The sequence below is a fragment of the Pseudomonas sp. MF6751 genome (assembly GCF_016613265.1).
Taxonomy (GTDB): domain Bacteria; phylum Pseudomonadota; class Gammaproteobacteria; order Pseudomonadales; family Pseudomonadaceae; genus Aquipseudomonas; species Aquipseudomonas fluorescens_BV.
Window position 1 is genome coordinate 16,337 of sequence record NZ_JAENSV010000048.1, and the last position, 22,591, is coordinate 38,927.

The following is a 22,591-nucleotide window of genomic DNA, read 5'->3' on the forward strand; positions in this document are numbered from 1 at the left end:
GGAGCACCTCCTTCAGGGATGTTTTATTGGCCAGGTGCGCGCTGGCGCCAGGCTTGGGAGCGGCGCAGCGCGCCACGTGAAGCCCACGCCAGCAGCAGCGAGACGCTGGCCGAGGTGAACAGGATCAGGGTCGACATGGCCGCCGCGCCGCCCACATTGCCGGCGTCGTCCATGTTCAGCACGGCGACGGCGGCGAGGATGGTGTCGGGGCTGTAGAGGAAGATCGCGGCGGACACGGTGGTCATCGCCGAGACAAACAGGTAGCGCAGGATATCCAGCAGCGCCGGCAGGCAGATCGGCACCGTGACGCGCCAGTAGTGGCGGTACAACGGCGCCTTGAGGGACAACGCCGCCGCTTCGAACTCGGCGTCCAGCTGGCGCAGGGCGGTGGTCGCGGTCATCTGCGCGGTGGTCAGGTAGTGCGCAATGGTGCACACCACCAGCAACGCCATGCTGCCGTAGAACACGTGCAGCGGGTTGCCGTTGAGGTTGAAAAAAAACACGTACCCCAGGCCCAGCACCAGGCCCGGCACCGCCATCGGTACGAAGCTGAGCATACGCAGCGCCAGGTTCAGGCTTTTCTGGCCCTTGGTTTTTTCCATCAGGTAGGCGCCGGTGAAGATCAGCACACTGCCAATCAACGCCGTGCACAGCGCCATGGTCAGGCTGTTGCGGTAGGCCAGCCAACCGCCGCCGGCGGTGTCTTCGAACTGGTAGTGGTTGAGCGACAGCGACAGGTTGTACGGCCAGAACTTCACCAGCGAGGAATACACCGCCATGCCGAACACCAACAGCAATACCGCGCAGATCAGCAGCACGATGGCCAGGTAGCAACCGTCACGCAGCCGCGATGGCGCGGGCTGGAACACCTGCGCGCGACCGCTCATCGAGTCGCCATGCCGACGACGCAACCAGGCATCCACGCCAAAGCTGAACAGTGCCGGCAGCAGCAACACCATGCCGATCAATGCGCCGCGACCGAACTGTTGCTGGCCGACCACCGCCTTGTAGGCTTCCAGCGCCAGCACCTGATAATCGCCGCCCACCACCACCGGTACTCCGAAGTCGGTGATGGTCAGGGTGAACACCAGGCAGAATGCGGCGAACACCGCCTGGCGCGTGGCCGGCCAGGTAATGCTGCGAAACGCCCGTGCCGGGCTGGCACCCATGCTCGAAGCGGCGTCGAACAAGCGTGCATCCGCCAGGGACAACGCCGACAGCAAAATCATCAAGGCATGGGGAAAGGTGTAGATCACCTCACCGAGCACAATGCCCCAGAAGCCGTAGATATTTTCCGAGAACAAGCCGCGCAGCAGGCCCTGGTTGCCGAACAGATAAACCAGGGCAATGCCCGGCAGCATCGACGGCGCCATCAATGGCAGCAATGACAGGCCGCGCCAGATGGACTTGCCGGGGATCAGCGTGCGTTGCAGGGCATAGGCAAACAAGTAGGCCAGCGGCACGACGATGGCCGCCACGCTGAGGGAAACTTTCAGGCTATTGCCCAGCAACCAGTGGAAGTTGGCGCTGCTCAGCAGTTCGCGAGCGGCTACCAGGCCACCGCCCTGCCCGGCTTCGCTGCTGAAGCCGCGCCAGAAGATCGCCAACAGCGGCAACAGCACCGCCACCACTAACAGGCCCAGCCAGAGCCATTTGCCGCCGACCACGAAGAGGCGGTCGCCCCACTCGGCGCGGGACACCTGACGCAGCACCGGCAATGTCATCACAGCCCCCATCTCAGGCAAACACCTGCAGGCTGCGCGGCGGCAACGCCACCCAGATGTCCTGAGCGCCCAGGCGCGGCATCGCTTCCGGCGCCAGTTCAGCCAGCAACGCATGGCCCGGCAATTGTTCCAGCTCAAAGCTCATGCGGCAGCGGTTACCGAGAAAGGTGATCTCGCGAACCTTGGCCGGGAACAGGTTTTCTTCATGCACCGGCGGGTTGACGCAAATGGCTTCCGGGCGGCAAAACAAGCGGCCGGACTGGGCGACACCGGCGTCCTCAGCCAGGCGCATGTTCAACCCACCCACCTGAGCATGGCTGGCGCTGTTACGGCTGAACGGCAACCAGTTGCCCTGGCCGACAAACTCCGCCACGAACGGCGTGGCCGGGCGGTCGTAGATTTCCTGGGGCGTGGCGTACTGCTCGACCTTGCCGTTGTTCATCACGGCAATGCGGTCGGCCATCAACATGGCTTCGTCCTGGTTGTGGGTCACCATCAAGGTGGTGATGCCCAGGCGCCGCTGCAGTTGGCGCAGTTCGGTGCACAGGTGCTCGCGTACCCGGGCATCGAGGGCCGACATCGGCTCATCCAACAGCAATAACGACGGCGCCGGCGCCAGTGCGCGGGCCAGGGCGACGCGCTGTTGCTGGCCGCCGGAGAGTTGGCCGGGGTACTTCTTTTCGCTGCCCATCAGGCCGACCAGTTCGAGCATCTGCGCGACCCGCTTGCGCACTTCATCGCGGCCGCTGCCGGTGAGGCCGTAGCCGATGTTCGCTTCAACGCTGAGGTTGGGAAACAACGCATAGGACTGGAACAGGATGCCGTAGTCCCGCGCCTGGGGTGGCAGCAAGGACACGTCCCGCTCGCCCAGGTAAAGCTCACCGCTGTCCTGGCGCTCCAGGCCGGCGATGCAGCGCAGCAGTGTGGTCTTGCCGCAGCCGGAAGGGCCCAGCAGGCACACCAGCTCGCCGGCGGCGACGTCCAGGGAGACGTTGTCCAGCGCGGTGAAGGCGCCAAAGCGTTTCTGGATTGCGCGCACTTTCATCGGTGCGCCGGGTTGGGTCAGGGCTGTGTGCATGGTGGCACCTCATCGAACGGATGAAGGCCATGCTAGGGAGGCAATGCGTAGCGGGTGTGGCAGAAAGGCAAAAGGAGGTGATAGTGGTATTGGTGGATTTGTGTAGGACTCACGACCGCTATCGCAGGCAAGCCAGCTCCCACACTTGAATGGGTTCACCAATCAAAAATGTGGGAGCTGGCTTGCCTGCGATGGCTATTTAAAAGCCGCCATCAATGTTCAGAGGGGTGACATTTCCTGAGCCAGGCCAAGGAACGCCGCCGGCAGGCGCGCTCCTTTGCGCTCCTTGAGGCAATACAGATACTCCGGAATCTGCGGTGCATTCTCGATGGTCAGCACGCGCAACTGCGGGTCATGGGGCACTTCCTGGCGGGCGATGATGCTGATGCCGATATTGCGCAGCACCGCCTCGCGAATCGACTCACGGCTGCCAATCTCCAACAACGGCCCATATCCGACACCCGCATTCTTCAACATCTCTTCCGTCAGCCTGCGGGTGGTGGAGCCCGCTTCACGCATCAGCAAGGTATGCCCGACTAGCGCGCTCAACGGTACGTGATCGAGCTTGGCCAACGGGTGATTGCGGTGCACCGCCAGCACCAGCGGGTCGGTGCCCAGCACGCGGCGGATCAGCCGGGCGTCTTCCAGCAATTGCGATGAGGCCGCGACATCGACGCGGTAATCGTCCAGCGCCTCAAGCACCTGCTGGGAGTTGCCGATTTCCACCGACACGTCCACCTGGGGCAGGCGCTCGCGAAAGGCTTTGACCAGATCGAGGATGTAATACGGCGCCGTTGCGGCGATTCTCAGCGCACCCTGGACCTGGCCGTTGTTGCGCAGGAAAAACTCGATATCCGCTTCCTGCTGCAACAGCGCCTTGACCATCGGCAACAGCCGCGCGCCTTCGTCGCTGACGGTGAGGCGGCGGCCGCCACGGTAGAACAACTCGACGCCGTAGTGGCCTTCGAGGTTGCGAATCTGGGTGGTCACCGTGGGCTGACTCAAGCCGAGTTTCTTCGCCGCCTGGGTAATGCTGCCCAGGCGGGCGACCATGAAAAACGCCTTTAACTCAGCACTCAGCACACCACCCTCTCATCCTCTATTTGCGCACCAGGCGCAGGCCATTGAACACCACCAGCAGGCTCACGCCCATGTCGGCGAAGACCGCCATCCACATGGTCGCCATGCCCATGAACGTGACGGCCAGGAAGATCGCCTTGATCACCAGCGCCAGGGCGATGTTCTGCTTGAGGATACTCGACGTTTGCCGCGACAACCGAATGAAAGCCGGAATCTTGCGCAAATCATCGTCCATCAGCGCCACGTCGGCGGTCTCGATAGCGGTATCGGTGCCCGCTGCGGCCATGGCAAAGCCGATCTCGGCACGAGCCAGGGCCGGGGCGTCGTTGATACCGTCACCGACCATGCCCACCCGATGGCCCTGGCCGTAAAGGGTTTCGATGGCTTGCAGCTTGTCGGTGGGCAACAGGTCGCCCTGAGCCTGGTCGATACCCACCTGGGCCGCAATAGCCTTAGCAGTGTGGGTGTTGTCGCCGGTGAGCATCAGGGTCTTGATGCCCAGGTCGTGCAACTGCTGGATGGCTTCGCGGCTGCTCTCCTTGACCGTGTCGGCCACGGCAAACAGCGCCAGCGGGCCAGACTTGTCCAACAGCAACACCACGGACTTGCCTTGTTTTTCCAGGGCAAAGAGTTTCTCTTCCAAGGCCTCGGAACACAGGCCGAGGTCTTCCACCAGGCGGTGGTTACCCAGGTGATAGGTCTGGCCGTTGATATCACCCCGCACACCGCGCCCGGCCAGGGCTTCGAAGTTATCCACAGCGTGAGTCGACAGGTTTTTATCCACAGCCGCGTTGGCAATCGCCAGGGACACCGGGTGATCGGAACGCGATGCCAAGCTGGCCGCCAGGGCCGGCGCGCTGTCTTCGATGTTCGGGAACAGCGGCAGGTAGTCGGTTTGCACCGGTTTGCCGTGGGTGATGGTGCCGGTCTTGTCGAGGGCCAGGTAGTCGAGCTTGTAGCCGCCCTCCAGGTACACGCCGCCCTTGATCAGGATGCCTTTGCGCGCCGCTGCTGCCAGGCCGCTGACGATGGTCACCGGGGTGGAGATCACCAAGGCACAAGGGCAGGCCACCACCAGCAGCACGAGGGCGCGGTAGATCCAGTCAAACCACACGCCCGCCATGAACAGCGGCGGAATCACCGCCACACCGAGGGCAAACAGGAAGACAGCCGGGGTGTAGACCTTGGAGAAACTGTCGACAAACCGCTGGGTCGGTGCGCGTGCGCCTTGAGCCTGTTCCACCGCGTGGATGATCCGCGCCAGCGTGGAGTTGTTGGCCGCGGCGGTGACCTTGTACTCCAGGGCGCCGGCCTGGTTGATGGTGCCGGCAAACACTTTATCGCCCACGGTTTTTTCTATCGGCAGGCTTTCCCCGGTGATCGGTGCCTGGTCGATGGTGGACTGACCGGCCGTGACTTCACCGTCGAGGCCGATGCGCTCGCCAGGCTTTACCCGCACAATCGCGCCAAGGTCAATGCTTTTGACCTCTTGCTCCAACCAGGAACCGTCGACCTGGCGCACCGTGGCCTGTTCCGGGGTCATCTGCATCAGGCCGCTGATGGCGTTGCGCGCCCGGTCCAGGGACTTGGCCTCAATCAACTCGGCCACGGTGAACAGGAACATCACCATCGCCGCTTCCGGCCACTGGCCAATCAGGATCGCGCCCGTCACCGCGATGCTCATCAAGGCATTGATATTGAGGTTGAAGTTCTTCAGGGCAATCCAGCCCTTCTTGTAGGTGGTAAGGCCGCCGCTGAGAATCGACACCAACGCCACCAGTGCGATTACCCAGGTGGGCGCCACACCAGTGAAGTGCAACACCTCAGCCCCCAGGGCACCCACGCCCGACACCGCCAGCGGCCACCAATGTTTCTTGGCGGGCGGCGCGGCGGGGCTGCCTTCTTCGATAGGGTCGGCCTGCATGCCGATGGACTTGATTGCCTCAATGATCGGCGCCGTGTTCGGCAGGTCATGGGTGACGCCGAGGATGCGGTTGATCAGGTTGAATTCCAGTTGCTGCACGCCAGCGAGCTTGCCCAGCTTGTTCTGGATCAGCGTCTGCTCGGTAGGGCAGTCCATGGCTTCGATGCGGAAGGTGCTCAGGCGCGAGCCGGCGGTGGGCGCTTCACTCAAGGTCACGATGGCAGGCCCGGCAGCGCCGGAGCAGCAGGAGCCGGAATGGCCGTGGTTATCCACAGGCGTGAGTTTGGCGGGCCCATGGTCATGTTTGTGATCATGGCCGTGGTCATGAGCGTGATCGTGATCGTGATCGTGATCGTGATCGTGATCGTGATCGTGATCATGCTTGTGGTCGTGCTTGTGCGGGGTATGAATGGAGTGGCTCATCAGGTCGCGTCCGTAAAGGTGCCTGTTGCCAAGTAAAGACCCTGTAGCCACTATAGGGTCAAGCACCCATTTGGAGATTGCTGCGATGAAGATCGGCGAACTGGCCAAACTCACCGATTGCCCGGTGGAAACCATCCGTTATTACGAGAAGGAAAACCTGCTGCCGCCTCCGGCACGCACCGACGGCAACTACCGCGTGTACACCCAGGCGCACACCGAGCGGCTGACCTTTATCCGCAACTGCCGCAGCCTGGACATGACCCTTGAAGAAATCCGCAGCCTGCTGGGGCTGCGTGACAGCCCCCAGGACCAGTGTGAAAGCGTAAATGCGTTGATCGACGAGCATATCCATCATGTGAAAGCGCGGATCGATGGATTGCTGGCCTTGCAGGAGCAACTGCTGGACTTGCGCCAACGTTGCGGCGGCGGGAACCAGTGCGGCATCCTGCAGCAGTTGGAGGTCAGCGGAGGGATTGCGGCCAGCGAGGCCGAGCCTTCGCATGTGGGCAGAAGCCACGGCCATTAACTCAAGCGAACACCGAACCCATGTGGGAGCTGGCTTGCCTGCGATGGCGGTGGACCAGCGACATTAATGTCGCCTGACACTGCGCTATCGCAGGCAAGCCAGCTCCCACAATTTCTTCCCGCAACAGGCTTTAGATCGCCACGTCGGCCTTGATGCTTGGGTCGGCGTCGTAACCCACAATTTCGAAGTCTTCGAACTTATAGTCGTAGATCGACGCAGGCTTACGCTTGATCACCAGTTCCGGCAGTTTTTTCGGCGTACGCGCCAACTGGGTCTGGATCTGTTCCATGTGGTTGCTGTAGGCGTGGGTGTCGCCGGTGGTGACGATGATCTCGTGGGGGATCAAATCGCACTGCTGGGCCAGCATGTGGGTCAGCAACGCCAGCGCGGCAGTGTTGTACGGCAGGCCCAGCATTTTCGTCCCCCCACCTTACTGCACATTACGCTGACTTGTAATGCCTTCCAAGCAACTTGGTATATGTGCATTATAGCTTTTGCACATTACCTACGCAACCCTAGTACTGGATAAACCACCAGTTTTTTAAGCCCTGTCCAGACCTCATCTTCTCCTGAAGCCCCCGAAATACGTGCCCCACAGAAATTGACTCATCCTGGCAATGTGCTATCCATAATACCGGGGAATCTATCTCCCCAGACTAAGCTCCAGCGCTTCCGCAGACGCTAAGGCGCAAAGAGCAGGGAGAATCGATGCGCCTGGATCAGATGCCATACCACTCAATGCCCACCATGGCCGTCCTTCCGTTCCGGCAATTCAGCATCGGATGGACATGGCAGTTGCGGGCACTCAAGCTCTTCCCCGACTCCCAAATTTCTTGGAAGCGATACTTCTACGATAACGGCAGTGGCCATGCGAGGGCGGCTGTTTTCGCCTCCTACGAGGAGGCCATGGAAGCGGCAGACGAGTTCAACAGCCGCACCAATGAACTGGTGGCTCAGGCGGTACCAGATCCTGTGCTTCAGAGCTCAACCACCCTGAAAGTCGAGAAAGCACTGACGGCGGCGCGCCGCATCCAGGGAGAAGAGGAGCTCATGGAGCGCGAGGCGATTAAGCGGAACGCCAATCTGCCCCGGCTCTCCGCGCAAGAGCTGAAATTGCACAATACGATGGAGAGCTTGCTGCAACCGCTTCACGAGGAGCTTGAGCGTGCGCCTTACCTAGAAATAGTCGCCATACCGAGATTCAACATGTGCCTTCGCCGTGTCGATGACCAGACATGGGAACAGATCGGAGCCTTGTCTCCCAAACGCTCGCAGATCTGTCTGCGCGAAGTGACAGCCAAAGGGTTTGGTCTTTCGGGAGCCGACCACTGGGGAAGAACCAAAGCGCAGATACGCGCACTCTTACTGCCCCGAGCCAATCAGTTGCTGCAGTTAGCGAGCGTCAAGCAAATGCTCGCCGAGGCAAGGATGCGCGGCCAGAGGGTGCTGGTCTGCGGTGGCTTCGTGTTCTGGTATGAGGACGCTGGGGTACCACGGTGGGTGGTGAAAAACACGGGTGGCGAGTCCAGTAGCGATGAAGGAAACACCTTGTGGCACGAGGGCACGATCCTATCCAGGAACCATGGCCGGATCGTCGTGCTTCCCTACATCAAGGAGAACGGGGAAAAAGTTCAAGGGCACACAAAGAATGCACCACACGATGGAAAGGCCATACCTCGGCACCCTGACCAGTACGTCACCCTGCCTTTTGAGATCCTGGATGGTGACCTCATGATCGGACTGTTTGGTGAACTCCACTATGAGTAACCCACAGACTAATCGGACATACGCGCACCCCATATCCCAGAAACAACGCATTAAGGCTTCTATTGAGTGGCCAAGTGCTATCTTACCAATCTCGACCTGCCGTCTCGCTGGGAGCATGACGTCGGCCAGTGGCAGTGGGCAAAACCGACATGTTCCGTATGTCGACGCTCGCTGATTGCCGGGGCCTGTGACTCGCCATGCCTTCAGCATTACGGCGAAACCGGTTTTCACAACATGCAAGGAGTGCAAGATGCAGTACGTGGCTTGTTTACGAGTTGGTCAGAATGACGTTAAGGCGCTGATAAATCTGGAAGACCACAGGCGGGAAGTCGTGGCTCCGCTGTTGGACATGCGAGGTGACGACGACAGACACCTTCAAACATTCCTAGCGAGTTGGACTGAGCATCCTTTTTTCCTAGACGTTTCAAGAATAACGAAGGACGTTGGTGAAGAATTCATTACTACCAACGACCTGCACAATCCTCATGGCGCGTTTGAGAACAAACGTCGATTTTTCTCCGATGTGGCAGGCATCAACCAGAACGTCATACCAGTGGTTTCCTGGGTTGATGACGACCCCCAACGAGCAGTCATCCAAAGTGCACTGGCTCTTCAGAGCGATTTCCCACATATAGCTATCAGGGTTACCTGCCCGGAAAACCCCACTTCCACTTCATGGAACAGATTGCTGTCAATCCTGGATGCTCTTGAAAACCCGGACACCGCGACGGTGATTTTGGACTTCGGTGCCTCAGCTCCGGCCAACACTGCCTCGGGGTCGGATTTCAATGTATCCCTGCGTCAACTCAACAGCTATCAGATACGAAATCTGGTTCTGATGAGCACCTCCTTCCCTATCGATAAGCCGGCCTCAAACACCTCACGTTCCTCCGCCTGCTACGACGTTGCGTGGCAAGCAAGGGTCGATACCAGTGGCATAGAGTCGGATATTGTCTACGGGGATTACGCCGCCACCAACCCAACCGCCTCGATGGAATACATACGAGGCATGCCTGTGCTTCCTTTTGCCTGCTATTACACGCCAACGGAATGGTGGCAGCGACGTAAGGGAGCGGATAAAGAATTTGTGCGATACATTGAAATCGCCCAGGAGATTAGAGGCTTACCGGGTTATCACGGCGACGACTTCTGCTGGGCCACTCGTGAGTACAGCAGAATTGTCGCCACATCTACCGGCTACGGGAACAACGGAACATGGAATGGATACAGAATCAATCAGCATATCTGCGCCATGATCCAGTCCATCGTAGATACTGAAGGCTTCGATGACCTCGACGCCGATGACTTACTCTAACGATAACGTTGTTTCAGGCTGACCAATACATGTGACCTGATCACATCCATGGGAAGGGCGTCGCTGAGCTGGCGGCGCACTTCTTTTATGAGGTCGCGACTTTTCGTTGGCACGCCATGCTGGCTAGCGAGTGCATCCAACTCATTACGCCACAAAAATCCCGTTAGGTGGAATTTATCCTGAAGCTTGTTGGGCTTCGCCTTTCGAATCATCGCCATGCCGGAATAATCATCGACGACGAGTACGCCAACATGCGGAAGACATGACTCAAGAGCCTTCACCAAGTGCTTTGAATGGCAGCATAGCCAGACTTCGTCAAAGCACGCCATATAGGCCTGCTGCTGGCCCTCCCAGCGAGTCAACGTGTCAGCATGGGACTTGATTTCGAAAGCGGTCAGCTTTCCGTTGGCATGGACGAGATCGGCGCGTCTGGCCTTATCGATGAAGCACAGCTCCTCGATGAAGACGTCACTCTCTTCATGGGACATCGCTTTCGCGACCCACTGCTTGAGGATTGGGCGGATTTCGGTTGGATTCAACATGCGCGGATTATAGACAGACAGTTGAGGCTTCTCACGCTAAAAAAGCATCCGGTCGTCGAGCACTCCAGTGCTGGCACCTGCTGCTACCCCTCTTGCACAAGGTGAGAGGTATGCGGCAGATGTCAGCTTGGGCCAGGGCGTCCTAGCTTTACTAGCTCCCCCCCTTGCTAGCGCCGGCCATCGCTGACCGATTCAGGATTATGCTAACGTCCGCAAACTTTCTACAGCCGTGGCTGGAACATGCTGCTGGCCAAAGGTAAATGCCGGCTTGCCAGACGACCACGTGGCCTCACGGCTCACTGGCACTGCAGTTGAGCAGCCCCAAGGATTGAGCTCAGAGGTTCAAATGGATCAGCAGGTTGCGCTGCGAATGATCGCAGAAAAAGCGTATGACGTCGGGTATGCCGCCAAGCTTCACTTCTCGACTTTCGACATTGTTGAGAAAGCGCCTGGGTGGATCGGCATGATGTCACTCACCATTGGCGTCCTCTCCCTCTACATCGATGTTCTGGCTGCCAAAAACGTATCAGCCCTCATCACAGTGGTCGGCATCTGCAGCCTTTACATCACGCTCTATTCAGAGACGAAGGGGCAGTATTTCCAGGCGGGTAGCGCGCTGACCGCGCTGTTTGATCGGTTGAAGGTGCTTCATGCCCAATGCAAATCTGCCACTGGATTCATGCCTGCCCACCAGCAGGAATATGACCTCATTACCGAGGCGTTCCGAGGTGCGTGCCTGAACAAGCACATCCTGTTTTCTGGGTGGCTCGCCCACAAGAAATTTTTCTGGGAACAGCAGATCGACTGGATCGCCGAGTCCAGGACGTTTTCCCTGTGGAGAGACAAATTCCCGTTCTCTTTCTACGTCGTGATCATCGCAGTTTTGACTGCCATAGGCGCGGTTTCGTATCTCGGCTCCCACCCTGAAATCGCGGACGCCCTGCAAAGGATTTGCACCCATGAGTAAAGAGCTGTTTGAACAGTTTCGGAAGAATCTGGCGGTCAGGAACGCTGATGAGATCTCCAAGAGCTATCGCCAGATCACGGAGAAGCTCAACGGGAAATATTACGACAGCGACTCCACCACCCTGCACTGTCGCCAAGTCGGGTCGTACGGGCGCCATACGGCAGTCCATGGCATCAGCGATTTGGACATGGCGTTCGTACTGCCGTGGTCGGTGTATGACCGGTTTCAAAAGTATGAGAACAACAAGCAGTCCTCGCTGCTTGGCGAGATTCGCCTGGTACTCAAAGACCGGTTTCCAAACCATACCGTCCGCGCTCAGCAACAGGTAGTGTCTGTCGACTTCACGGACTATATAGTCGAAGTCTTGCCAGTATTCGAGCACGATGATGGCAGCTACACCTACCCTGATTCCAACGATGGCGGCAGTTGGAGAACCTGCAATCCGGTCGCAGAGATCAATGAGATCAACAGCCTTAACCAAGACAAGAACCACAATCTCAAGCGCCTCTGCAAAATGGTTCGCGCCTGGAAGAACGACCACGGCGTCCCCCTGAAAGGGATGCTCATCGATACCCTGTGCTACCAGTTCCTTAAAGGCACGACAGCCTACGACGATGAGTCGTACTCAGCGTACGGCGAGATGTCGCGGGACTTCTTTGCGTATCTGGTGGATATCGATGAGGACAAGGAACAGTGGCGAGCGCCGGGGAGCGGTTCGATCGTCACAAAGTCGGGCCACTTCCATCCAAAAGCAAAGAAAGCTCTGCGTCGACTGCAGGAAGCTCTGGACGATGCTGACGTTGCCCACGAGCGTTGGAGTACGGTTTTTGGCGAGCACTTCCCCGAGTACGTGGAAGAAGAGAAACAGCAAGCGATCAACGAAGGCCGAGTCAAGAACATGGAGCAGTTCATCGGCCAGAAATTCAGCCTGGATATCCAGTACAACCTGCGCATCGACTGCAGCGTCAAAAACGAAGGGGATCAACTGCGCAATCTGATGTCGAGGGTCATCCGCTACAAAATCCCGAAGGAGCGCGAGCTAACATTCTGGGTAGCCGAGATTGACGTGCCGCCGCCCTATAAGATTTATTGGAAGGTAAAGAACGTAGGCCCTCAAGCAATTGAGCGAAACATGATCCGTGGAGAAATTCGGATGGACAGCGGGCCGCATCAGATCACCGAGCGATCAAGCTTCCAGGGGGATCACTACGTAGAGTGTTTTGCCGTCAAAGAAAACGTCTGCGTGGCCCGCAGTCGAATCGTTGTCCCGATCTAAGCTCACTCTCCCGCTGCGCGCCAGACGATCAAGGGCACCCGAGCAATCGGGTACCCTTCGAGCCATCAGCGGTTGACCACCGACCTCGGCATTGCCAAGCAAATGCACGCAGCGAAGACCAACGAACCTGCGATGCAGTACAGCGCGATGTCTGTGAAAGACGTCACACCCTTGAGAAAGGTACATCAGCTCAAGGCGGAAGGCCTTAACCAGAAGCAGATCGCCGAAAAAATGGGGATTTCTAAACAGACAGTGCACGACCTGTGGCGCCGCAAACTGGACGTGTGACGCTCCTCACCGGGCGAGCAAGGAGTTTCTGCATCGTGAGTAAAGCGATATGAAATTGAGTAAGTTCCGTGTCGGCTGGTGGGCAAGTATCGTGGCGGGAATCGTTTTCCTGATTCCGCATCTCAGAGACGTGTCAACCATACTAGGGCCGCTGGCACCCTACATGGTTCAGCCCAGCACATCCGATGGTCTGAACCCAAAACTGCTGGGCTTGTGGTATGAAGAATACCAATACCCTCAACGCAATGGCGTTGTTGGCTTTGAGGGCACTACTGAGTTCTTTCGTAACAGGACATACCGAATCAATGGCCTCCTGAAGAGCACTACCTTTTTGCCTATCCCGCTCTCTCCCTACACCACGATCTATAACTTCGATGGCAATGGAGAGTGGCAAGCCTCGGACGATGAGCTGGTCATCAAACTGCTGAGCGTAAGAATGCGTGTAGCCGCAAGATTGCTGGCTGGCATGACCCTCAAGATACGTGATACCTCGCGCCCACCGAGCACTGAAGAAGGCGAGTTGGAACATGGTCTCCTCATGGCCCAGTCACAGCGTTACGACATCCGCAGCACGAAAAAGAGCGAAGTAGTACTGGAGACAAACGGCCTGTTCGCTGACAGCTACCGAATCAACATGACTCGCACCAAACAGGTGTACATGAGATAGATGAGGCGCCACGCATGGGACGCCTGGGGCAAGCAACCTCGGGTGTCTATGCCTTCCGGCCTTCCGATGAACGAACCCATGGAGCTTGTTACCTACATAGGCCCCACAGTCACCGAGCCCTAGGCCCTGAATCGGCCCCATGCGCTCTTCATCCAAACACTTGCGTACCGCTGATCGAAGCACCGCCTCATCGACATCGGTCGATTGCAGCTTGCTGATCACTGGGCAAGTCAATGTAGGTCATAACGAAAACATTCCTCGCTTACTGGTAGTTGGGGGTTACCTGATCTCAGGTTGAAAACGGCCAAGGCAGCCAATCCTCATCGCGCACGCCAAATTTAATATTTGACCAGTCACCCGCCATTCCACGAATCTTCTGATAGTGCTCATGATTCGCAGGAATGGCAGCCATCTCACGCCAAGATACAAACTCATCATCACCAGCAGCACAAATCAATTTATCAGTGTAATTCTTCATACCAATCGCCATACCCTGATGTGTTTCTTTATTACCGCCAGCCAATTGATTTTCAAGGGCCGCATTCTCAATACTTTGCAGCCTGAAAAGATGAGATGGATAATCATTTTCTTGGGCATCATTGCGCATTGGCTGCTGAAAGCTAAAACCCCAAAACAAGGAAGCCACCATATAGTGACACACGACAAAATTAAGAACGCGCAGTGCCATTTCATCATGACCGGAATATTCCGACTCAGGAAATAAGCTATCCCTAAGCTCTACAATCATAAACTTGAATGCATAAGCATCTGCAACTATCTCACGAGTGTGGGCAGCCAGCCTATCGGCTTCGCTCACCGTCTCGCCGCGTCCCAGTGCCTCGTGTACAAAAATATCATCAACGTCTAAAGGCGATGTAGAGGTTGCAGTCCTTGAGTTCTCAATCCTTCTGTCCCCGTGCAGATTGTGGAGATGCCCTATTTCATGCAGCAAGAGGAATACAAACAAGCCCTCGGCAAGCATTTCAAAGGCTTTTCTAAAATCATCGCGATGAAGCCACCAATATCTATTATCCGACCAATCAAATTCTGCATATTTGAACCAATAACTTAGATTGTTTCTCCAAGGCTCATAAAACTCCTCATCTGGGAATTTTTGGCGCCGCTCTGCCCCCACCAACATAGCAGAGATGCGGAATATCAAATCTAGCATACCCTTATAGACTAGAACCGCCTGGTAGCCATGAATAGCTGCTGCCTGGACTTGAATACTATCCACGAGATAGAAGCTTGAGTCACCCGTTATATACTGCTTACAAAGCCATCGACCAACATCGTTAAACTCAGAATAAATTATGTCTTCTTGAATCGAAAGATCTAGAAAAGCCTCTCCCGTTTCCGAAAAAAATTCTCTCCTAATGTAGGCTTCTACTGAGTCCGTATAATTTTGCATAGCAATCCTTTGCATGAACTTTATGTTGAATCGAACTTTAATTACGAGTAGCTCAAAGAAGGTCAGTCAGGGGATGTTGGCACAGATGCTCAGATAGGCGCAGCGCCCACAATGCCGACCTCTGGAGGCGGATCGATCACCTGCGGCAAAACGTTGAGCCATCTTGTATACGGACGTGCTCGCGACCTGCTTGGAAGGGCCATCCATCACGTGCTGGTCAGTGATAATGGAGTAGATCTTCGCACTCGGCCTTCGAGAGCCATTGATATCAAGCATCATGGGCCGTAGGTGACTAAGGGTGTACTGGATCCCCGTCTGAGCTCGAATCCAGTGCAGCTGCCCTTTATCGACGAGCATCCAAGGGAGCTCAATGCGCACACCGTTGACTTCAGAAACTATCCCTTCTTCGACGGCACCGCCGACGCTTTTAACCACCACCAGCCCACACTTGGCGGCGGCAATCGCATCATCCATCAAGCCAGGGTCTTCTGCCCTATCTGGAAGTCCGTGTAACGCCCATGCGGCTTGGAATGCCGTGTTGGGGTCAGTGCCATCCCTCGCCACGGCCAACAGCATGTCCATAATCGCCCAGCGAGCACGGATCGAGACGTCGATTTCCTGCTCGGCAGTGAGCGCTAGCTCATAGCGATAGTGGTACTGGAGGGGACAACTCATGTAGGCCTGGAACGCCTCATAGCTCACAGTGGGTACCACGGTGCTGCTAGCCAACGGCATCGGTATGATGGGTGCGGGCGGTACCTTCACCCCCGAGCGCTTAACCAGACTCGTGGGAGCAGCGCGATTGAGCGGAACTGGACGTGGCCACCCGCTGATCTCATAGAGATACAAGTAATCACGAGCCCGAGACAGGGCGACATAGAGTAGGTTATTGCGCTCTACTCGCTCTTCGAACATGAACTCTGACCCAGTGCTGTTCAAAACTTCGGGAGGGATGAGATCCAACCCCCGCACATCGTATGCATAGGGTCGATTGGCGCCGTATGACGCGTCGTCAACATCGGTGACGTGAACTGCTGGGTACTCAAGCCCCTTGCTGGAATGCACGGTCATAACGCTCACCGCATCCAGGACTCGCGCTTCAGGCGGTAAACCACGATCCCCTAGCTTTTCTCCGATCCTACGGCGTAGCTCCTCGCGAAGCAGGAACTGGGAAAGCCGTGCCTGGCGGATATCTCCGTCACCATTGCGTACGGCGTAGACGAACAGCCATGTTGCCAAGCGCTGAGTATGGGCCTGAATGGTCTGATCAGCAGGGTTTGGAAGACCGTAGCGCTGATCGAGCAGTACTTTGGCGACAAAATCCCAAGGCCTTGAATTCCGCTTGAGCCCTCTCAGCAGCAACGCCAAATTTGACTTGGCTTGCTGGCCAGCGGGCGAGAGGCCTGGCGTAGGCAGCCATAGCCAACGGCCTCGCTGCATGCTCAATCCCGCGCCTTTGCGGGTCAGGAATATGAGGTGCTCAATGTCTTGGGGCGGCATTCGAAACGCTGGCTCAGAGATCAGCCCGACCAGTGAACGCGGCTGTCGCATACACAGCAGTTCCATCAGGCACAGCAGCTTCTTTATCTCAGGGCGCTGGCAGACATCGCCGATGTGCAGCACTGGCACATTCAGGTTTTCAAGCGCTTCAACAATTTGCTCAACGTTTGCCGATTTGCGGCTGATCACGACTTGATCCCTGTACGGGACACCCCTCTGCACCAGCCCATCAATGCGCTGAGCGATGGTGACGGCTTGGGAGGGCTTGGAGTCGCACTCATACAGGGTAGGTATGACCCCGATCGAGGGACGATACGCCGTGACTGGTTCCAGAGGCATCCGGTCATTCAGTGCATGATGGATGCCTGCGCAGGAAAATAGCTCCAGGATCTCAGGGGTGCTTCGCCGGTTCAGATCGAGAGCGTAACGGCGCACCGTTGCCCCTGGAATGGTGCTCAAGAACGTGGCGTCGAAGTGCATCAAGCTACGGATAGACGCGCCTCGCCAATGGTGAATGGCCTGACGCACATCACCGACGACCCAGAATGATTGAGCATTCAGCGCCAATTGACGAAGGAGGTCGACCATCACCTCGGTGACATCCTGATACTCGTCCACTAGTACGTGCGAGAAATGGTCGATGTACTGAGCAACGCTTATTCGATCCCGCTTGGCCTGGGATGCAGGGAGGGCAATGAGGTCAACGTAGTCGACCAAATGCTCAGCTCGCATTGCTGTTTCGTACGCTTCAAACAGGGTGGCGATGTCTTCGCGCTCATTGGCTACATCCGGCTCGCAGGGCGGCAGTGCAGCCAAGCGCGTGCGGTAGTCGGCAACCGTGAGGCATTCTTCCTTGAGTCGTTTGATATGGCCCAGAACGCCAGGTAGCCAATCGTACGGGTTCTGTAGCCTCAGATAATACTTGAGCCGCACCTTGGGCAGCGTGCTCACCATCAGGCGAACTTGCATCAGCGGATCTGCGAGCCGAACGTCGGACTCCAGGCCGAAAATCTGATGGTATTTGCGAAGGAATTCGAGCCCGAATGCATGAAAAGTCCCGGCCCACACGTCGGAGGCTCCGGCGATGCCAGACACCTTCAGGCGTTCAACCAATTCATGAGCCGCCTTGTTCGTGAAGGTCAGCACCAAGATTTGGCTGGGAGGGATACCGCGCTCGACCAGGTGCTTGATGCGATGGATCAGTGTCGTCGTTTTACCAGTACCCGGCCCGGCAACAACGTTGACAAAGGTTTCGGACGCGGTAGCAGCATCGTGCTGCCCCTGCGTCATAAGCGGCAGAGGAGGAGGTGGAGCAGGAGGCAATATGGGGAGCAAAATGCCGTCGAATAGCTGAAGACGAACGATCTCCAGCGGTACCTCCAGAGTGGCCGCGATGACCGTGGCACCAGTACCGCTATGGAACAGTTGGCTTGCGACACCACGGGGTAGCAGAAGCTCACGAGCAAACACGTTTGCTTGAAGCTCCAAGCGCTCACGAGCACCGTATGCTTCCACCGCCACCGTAGCCTGACTCCCATAGGAATCCGTCATGCTGGTCAGATGAGCGACCGTCTGTGCAGGGCGATCGCCGTCGAGGTACCAGTGACCCAACTCATGGGCGATGAGATAGGCCGTTTCTCCTGGAGACACATCGTTGCGGATGTAGATGGTTTGAATTTCTCGCTTGAGCACCCCGCTGCCGCCACCCAACTCTGGGTGCCCGAAAGGTAAGCGCTCAATCGCGATGTCGAGCGTGTCCTCAACATGAGCCAAGAGCCCAGAGGAGCTGACGCCACCTAGAGAAGCGGCCAATCCGACCAGGGCTTCTCGGGTTTCGAATGCTTGCCGACGTGCCCGGTCGAATGGATTCACACTTAGCCCTCTAGGTTCAGGAGACGCTCTTGTTCCTCAGCCGGCAGCTGAAGCTCTTTGACTGCGACACTCCACGCCTTGCGTTCCGCTTGCACGGTGGGTTTTCCATCAGTCGCTTTGAAAGCTGGAACGCATTGGGTGGCGAACCGACGCTCCAAGGCTACCGACACAACGTCCAAAGGCTTCTTCAAAACGACAGCCAGCTTCGCCAGGACTCGCGCAGGCGCCAGTACAGAACCACCAAGGATCATGTTGGTCAGGCCGCGTTGCTCACCTAGATCGATCTGAGGAGCGAGAGCACGGGCTTTTACCCCACTGACCTGCTCGATCGCCTTGATAGCCTCTACGACAGCCTCATCACTGGTAATCGAACTAGTCGTTGCCTCACGCACAGCGGCAGCGTGAGGGCAATGGCTCAAAGCGTTGGCGAGAAGGAAGTTGGTGAATGATGACAAAGAGCGCTCATATTCGCCTGCGCGTAAACGCGCTCTCATCACCAGACGCCTGTCAGCCCGAATGATCCAACTCTCCGAATCGGCACCTGCGTAATCATTGGCAGTGCGCTCGTAATCAGTCAGCAGCTCCGACGGATCTACTGTCCTTGATTCTTTATCGAACCGGGTCAGCCCGTCCTGCACCAGATCACGCGCAGCGATCGACAGCGATACGCCACGGCGTTTTGCTACGCGTCTTACCAACTCATGAAGCGAGACCTTGGTAGTTAAACCAATTTGCAAGCGGGCAGCTTGGGTTCGTTCATCAGTGATTTTGGTAGTAGCGGTAGGTTGCATGGTCGCCTCCAAAGTCTGCTTATCCGCAGGCACTGTGCGTGAGACAGGTGGCATCGCTAACCGTTCGTCGGCTGGAACTTGAGGAATCAGTTCGACGAGTACGGACATCAAGCCAAGCAGCAGGTGCGGCTCGTCCTTGCCGGTGACCACTACAGGCTGGCCATTAGCCAGAGTCATCTCACATTCAATGCCCTGGGAGGTCTCCCGCAAGTGCATGAATGGCTTAAGGCAGGCTAGGAAACTAGCGCACCCTTGGAGATAATCGGCAGGCTGAAGCTTGGGCATTTTCATAGACGGATTTGGTCGCTGGTGGGATCGTGCGTGATAATCACGCTGACGTACATCACTTTTATATCACTCGCGCGTGTAGGGACACAATTGATCCAGGCAATCTTTACAGAAGCAGTGCGTGTCACAGTCAGCGAATGGCGAGCGAACGTGACCTATGAGGAAGTGCTTGAGTACCTGGCGCGCCCTGGCGATCTGGGGCGTGAGCTGCAGCCTGCGATCGAACGCGAGCTCAATAGCCGGGGGAGCAGCTGTGCAGAGGTGCAAGCCTTTGCGTGGGCACAGCCTTGCCTGACGCTGGAGGGTATCTTCCGGCCAGATGACCTACCCGATACCCCCATTGATTTTTGCCCGGTGCCTGAAGCAGAAGGCACGGTCATTGCCCGAGTAACTGCGATCGCGTGCCTTGCGGCTATCAATTCCGCCACGGTTTCCTACGGCTCCGAGAACGGAGGCGACCTGTTCGTTAACTTGGTGGTGTTCCCGCCTGGCCGAGGTAAATTCACAGTCAAATCGGCGGACAAGATGAGTGGGCACACGGATGGCGTGACCTTCCCGTTGCGGGGATACCGCGACCCCCTGAATGAACGCATTGCCCCCTCTCCAGACTTCGTGTGCTTGTCGGCCCTGCGTAACCCAAAGCAAGTGCCGACCACGGTCATGCCTCTTGACCACCTCATGGCGCGCTTGAGCGAAGAGCATATTGAGGAGCTCCAGAAGCCTCAGTACATCATCGGTTCACAGCTGACCTTCCGCGATGGAATGGTAGACATCCTGGGCGACGAACTTGATGTCGATGATGCGCAGCTTCTCTTCCAAATGAATGGAAGCTGGTGGATCCGATTCAGCCACAGCACCACGCAGATTGCTGACATCGGCCACAAATCCGCGCAAGAAGCCATGGACGCCCTGAAGCACGCATGTGCTGATTGCGCGATCGCTATTACTCTGCGGCCAGGTGATATCGCCTTGGTGAACAATCGTATAGCGCTACATGGTCGCAGTGAGCCTGGAAGTGAATACGGCGAGCAAACACGCTGGCTCCTACGCACCTACGGGCTAGAAATCACGGATATCGATCCTAGCCAGTGGCATGAGGGCAGCGACTTCAAGCTATACCCGTAAACCTCAGCGCTTGGCTATCACAAGTGAGCTCATCCGCTGCAAGCCTCTGCAAGTCCGTAACCCAAACCTATTGAGTTGTCGAGCCACCTGCACGATTCTAGGGATCACCCCGGCTCAGCCTCTCCATCTGGAGTCCTCGCCGCAGACACCGAATGATCTTCGGCATCACTAAATTCTGTAAAATGGGAAAGTGTGCTTCTGACACGGCCAGTCGTGACGTGAGAATGGAGCCATCAAGTAGTTAAGGATTGCTGGCATGTCACGTTTCAAGGCGCCGCCGCCTCAGGCGATACCCGTCGAGTTCGACCATCACGAAGATTTCAACATAGCTCACCCCACCACCGGCCTGGAATCCTGCTGATTGGTGAAGGTTACCAGACAGTTGCTACAACAGCCTGGCGGGGGTATCTACCTCAGGGCGGGCAAGCACACCCTATTCCCGATGCAAGGATGAGCATGATGACAAAATTCTATCAAAAGCGAACGATAAATGGTGACGCAGGCGAGCATTTAGTTGCGTTCAAATTCACGAGAACACTCAACTGGCCATGCAGACTACAAGGTGTAGATTTAGGTATTGATGCGGAGATCGAAATATGTGATGACAGCAATGGAGCGACAGGCAACGTTGTAAAGCTGCAAGTCAAATCATTCGATAAACTGACATCGGCAGTTAAACACGATGTCTATGTCGAGGATGCCGATATTGCGTATTGGCAAAGATTTTCTGTCCCGACTATTGTTGTGTGTGTAGACCTTAACACCGAGAAGGTTTATTGGAAGCCGATAAGTTCGACTGAGGCCTATCAAACCAGCGGCGCATCCCGAAAGATTACATTTGATCTGGTAAATGATGAGCTTAAGCCTGATGCGAGGGAAAAAATCGCAAGTCTTTCTGCTCCAGATCATTTCAAGGACGTTTTCGAAATCATTTCTGATGCGACTAAGATTTACATTAATGCCATGGCGTCAGACGTGTTCGATATATCCGCAGAAGAAATGGAAGTAATTCAAAGCGACTACGACAAGTTTTCATACCTAATTTCCAGAGTTGACGAAATCAGATGCCACTATCCTTGGCGGATCAGCGGCTTCACTGCTGCCCAGATTGAAACAATGAAGTTAAGAATGTTCGATCGTTTTAATCATGCAGAAGTAAGCTATCGAAATGGAGTCAACGGTATGTAGCACTACCGCACGATTAGAATGGGGCGTTAGGATATGTGCTGATGTTCACAGTGCCCTCTAGTGTCATGCGCGTTTAATTCGTTTATCTATTTAAATAGATTTCCCCAGTGATTTCGGGCCCTGTAGATTAACGAATTACACGAACGGGACACTAGGGAGATAACACATTGGATAGAAAGGATAGGGAAATGCTGGAAAGACCACTTTTGATGTTCAGGATCGGGCACATGGTTGCCTATGATGGTGTTGGTGAAATACGCGGCGGTGGCGCTCACGTTGATATAAATGGCAACGGCGGCGAGATGTGGAACTTCCGAGCGGAGGGTGGAAAGGTCTACGGATACGCCATGACCAAAAATTTTAGCGGAGTAGATCTTCTTCGTCTGGATAACTCGCGGGCCTGGAACGAGAATGACGAGCTTGATGGGGTAGATGTTGTGTTTTTTGCCAAGCAGCCTGGTGGCAGGCAGGCAGTAGTGGGCTGGTATAGAGACGCAAAGCTGTTTCATAAATCCTATCGTAAACGACGAGGCCAGAGACATCAGGGTGACTGGGAATCGCTTTATTATTTATGTGAGGCCGATGTTGAAAATACGGTGCTCCTGGATTCGGAAGGCCGTGATTTTGAGGTTCCTTATGCCCCGGCCCATGGTAAAGGATTTCCGGGGCACGCCAATATCTGGTACGGCGGAGATGGTGCAGAAAATAGCCTGGGCGGTTGCAGAAGCTGAGTGCAACACGGTTATTGATTTGAAGCTGGAGCATGATGCCGCATAGCCATGGCTTCCTGCATCACCTCGCCCATGACTTCGATCGGGCACTTGAAATCGAAGCGTTTA

At 56.4% G+C, this 22,591-nt stretch carries 18 protein-coding genes and 1 pseudogene; 10 read left to right on the forward strand and 9 right to left on the reverse strand.

The genetic code is table 11. The annotated features are described in order from the left end of the window. Positions 1-23: 23 nt before the first annotated feature. From JJD66_RS24190 to JJD66_RS24205, 4 genes are all read right to left on the reverse strand, one after another. A complete protein-coding gene (locus JJD66_RS24190; protein ID WP_200649214.1) occupies positions 24-1,736 on the reverse strand; it encodes a putative 2-aminoethylphosphonate ABC transporter permease subunit in 1,713 nt (570 codons plus the stop codon). Position 1,737: 1 nt separating this feature from the next. Beyond that, positions 1,738-2,802: a putative 2-aminoethylphosphonate ABC transporter ATP-binding protein gene (locus tag JJD66_RS24195; RefSeq protein ID WP_200649215.1), complete on the reverse strand. Its 1,065-nt coding sequence runs from the start codon at positions 2,800-2,802 to the stop codon at positions 1,738-1,740. Positions 2,803-3,021: 219 nt separating this feature from the next. Next, complete coding sequence (locus JJD66_RS24200) at positions 3,022-3,885, reverse strand: LysR family transcriptional regulator (protein WP_200649216.1); 864 nt, start codon at positions 3,883-3,885, stop codon at positions 3,022-3,024. Between the two features lie 16 nt (positions 3,886-3,901). Next, the gene (locus JJD66_RS24205) at positions 3,902-6,229 is read right to left on the reverse strand and encodes a heavy metal translocating P-type ATPase (RefSeq protein ID WP_200649217.1); all 2,328 of its coding nucleotides are present in this window, start codon (positions 6,227-6,229) and stop codon (positions 3,902-3,904) included. Positions 6,230-6,314: 85 nt separating this feature from the next. Here JJD66_RS24205 and cadR point away from each other — a divergent pair, with 85 nt between their 5' ends. Further along, positions 6,315-6,755, forward strand: a complete 441-nt coding sequence (gene cadR, locus JJD66_RS24210) for a Cd(II)/Pb(II)-responsive transcriptional regulator (protein ID WP_003195185.1) — start codon at positions 6,315-6,317, stop codon at positions 6,753-6,755. 130 nt (positions 6,756-6,885) lie between these two features. On the opposite strand, the pseudogene thyA reads toward cadR, so the two are convergent. Then, positions 6,886-7,167 (reverse strand): annotated as a pseudogene (gene thyA, locus JJD66_RS24215) (thymidylate synthase); the annotation flags it as partial. 296 nt (positions 7,168-7,463) lie between these two features. On the opposite strand from thyA, the gene JJD66_RS24220 reads away from it, so the two are divergent. Together JJD66_RS24220 and JJD66_RS24225 are read left to right on the forward strand one after the other, a co-directional pair. After that, on the forward strand, positions 7,464-8,522 hold the full coding sequence (locus JJD66_RS24220) for a hypothetical protein (protein WP_200649218.1): 1,059 nt from the start codon (positions 7,464-7,466) through the stop codon (positions 8,520-8,522). Between the two features lie 250 nt (positions 8,523-8,772). Further along, the gene (locus JJD66_RS24225; RefSeq protein ID WP_200649219.1) at positions 8,773-9,837 is read left to right on the forward strand and encodes a beta family protein; all 1,065 of its coding nucleotides are present in this window, start codon (positions 8,773-8,775) and stop codon (positions 9,835-9,837) included. On the opposite strand, the gene JJD66_RS24230 is transcribed toward JJD66_RS24225, so the two are convergent. Continuing rightward, positions 9,834-10,379 carry a sce7726 family protein gene (locus tag JJD66_RS24230; RefSeq protein WP_200649220.1) on the reverse strand — a complete coding sequence of 182 codons (546 nt, stop codon included), beginning with the start codon at positions 10,377-10,379 and terminating at the stop codon, positions 9,834-9,836. The genes JJD66_RS24225 and JJD66_RS24230 overlap by 4 nt on opposite strands. Positions 10,380-10,725: 346 nt before the next feature. Between JJD66_RS24230 and JJD66_RS24235 the strand changes: the two genes are divergently transcribed. The 4 genes from JJD66_RS24235 to JJD66_RS24250 all read left to right on the forward strand — a co-directional run bounded on the left by JJD66_RS24235 (position 10,726) and on the right by JJD66_RS24250 (position 13,577). Further along, positions 10,726-11,346 (forward strand): SLATT domain-containing protein, encoded by a 621-nt coding sequence (locus JJD66_RS24235; protein ID WP_200649221.1) that lies wholly within the window; start codon positions 10,726-10,728, stop codon positions 11,344-11,346. Next, complete coding sequence (locus tag JJD66_RS24240) at positions 11,339-12,622, forward strand: SMODS domain-containing nucleotidyltransferase (protein WP_200649222.1); 1,284 nt, start codon at positions 11,339-11,341, stop codon at positions 12,620-12,622. Before JJD66_RS24235 ends, JJD66_RS24240 begins: the two co-directional genes overlap by 8 nt. Before the next feature lie 72 nt (positions 12,623-12,694). Then, positions 12,695-12,910: a helix-turn-helix domain-containing protein gene (locus tag JJD66_RS24245; protein WP_200649223.1), complete on the forward strand. Its 216-nt coding sequence runs from the start codon at positions 12,695-12,697 to the stop codon at positions 12,908-12,910. Positions 12,911-12,959: 49 nt separating this feature from the next. Continuing rightward, entirely contained in the window at positions 12,960-13,577 is a 618-nt protein-coding gene (locus tag JJD66_RS24250) for a hypothetical protein (protein WP_200649224.1), read from the forward strand. A gap of 289 nt (positions 13,578-13,866) precedes the next feature. Here the strand turns inward: JJD66_RS24250 and JJD66_RS24255 are convergent, their stop codons facing one another. The 3 genes from JJD66_RS24255 to JJD66_RS24265 form a co-directional block, all read right to left on the reverse strand. After that, positions 13,867-14,988, reverse strand: a complete 1,122-nt coding sequence (locus JJD66_RS24255) for a hypothetical protein (RefSeq protein ID WP_200649225.1) — start codon at positions 14,986-14,988, stop codon at positions 13,867-13,869. Positions 14,989-15,054: 66 nt separating this feature from the next. Next, positions 15,055-18,360 carry a UvrD-helicase domain-containing protein gene (locus tag JJD66_RS24260; protein ID WP_200649226.1) on the reverse strand — a complete coding sequence of 1,102 codons (3,306 nt, stop codon included), beginning with the start codon at positions 18,358-18,360 and terminating at the stop codon, positions 15,055-15,057. 2 nt (positions 18,361-18,362) lie between these two features. After that, positions 18,363-19,328, reverse strand: coding sequence for a hypothetical protein (locus JJD66_RS24265; protein WP_139132511.1), 966 nt, complete (start codon positions 19,326-19,328; stop codon positions 18,363-18,365). Positions 19,329-19,403: 75 nt separating this feature from the next. Here JJD66_RS24265 and JJD66_RS24270 point away from each other — a divergent pair, with 75 nt between their 5' ends. From JJD66_RS24270 to JJD66_RS24280, 3 genes are all read left to right on the forward strand, one after another. Beyond that, positions 19,404-20,564 carry a TauD/TfdA family dioxygenase gene (locus tag JJD66_RS24270; protein ID WP_234452316.1) on the forward strand — a complete coding sequence of 387 codons (1,161 nt, stop codon included), beginning with the start codon at positions 19,404-19,406 and terminating at the stop codon, positions 20,562-20,564. A gap of 459 nt (positions 20,565-21,023) precedes the next feature. After that, on the forward strand, positions 21,024-21,752 hold the full coding sequence (locus JJD66_RS24275) for a DUF4365 domain-containing protein (RefSeq protein ID WP_169855634.1): 729 nt from the start codon (positions 21,024-21,026) through the stop codon (positions 21,750-21,752). 188 nt (positions 21,753-21,940) lie between these two features. Further along, positions 21,941-22,483, forward strand: coding sequence for a hypothetical protein (locus JJD66_RS24280; protein ID WP_200649227.1), 543 nt, complete (start codon positions 21,941-21,943; stop codon positions 22,481-22,483). Positions 22,484-22,591 lie beyond the last annotated feature (108 nt).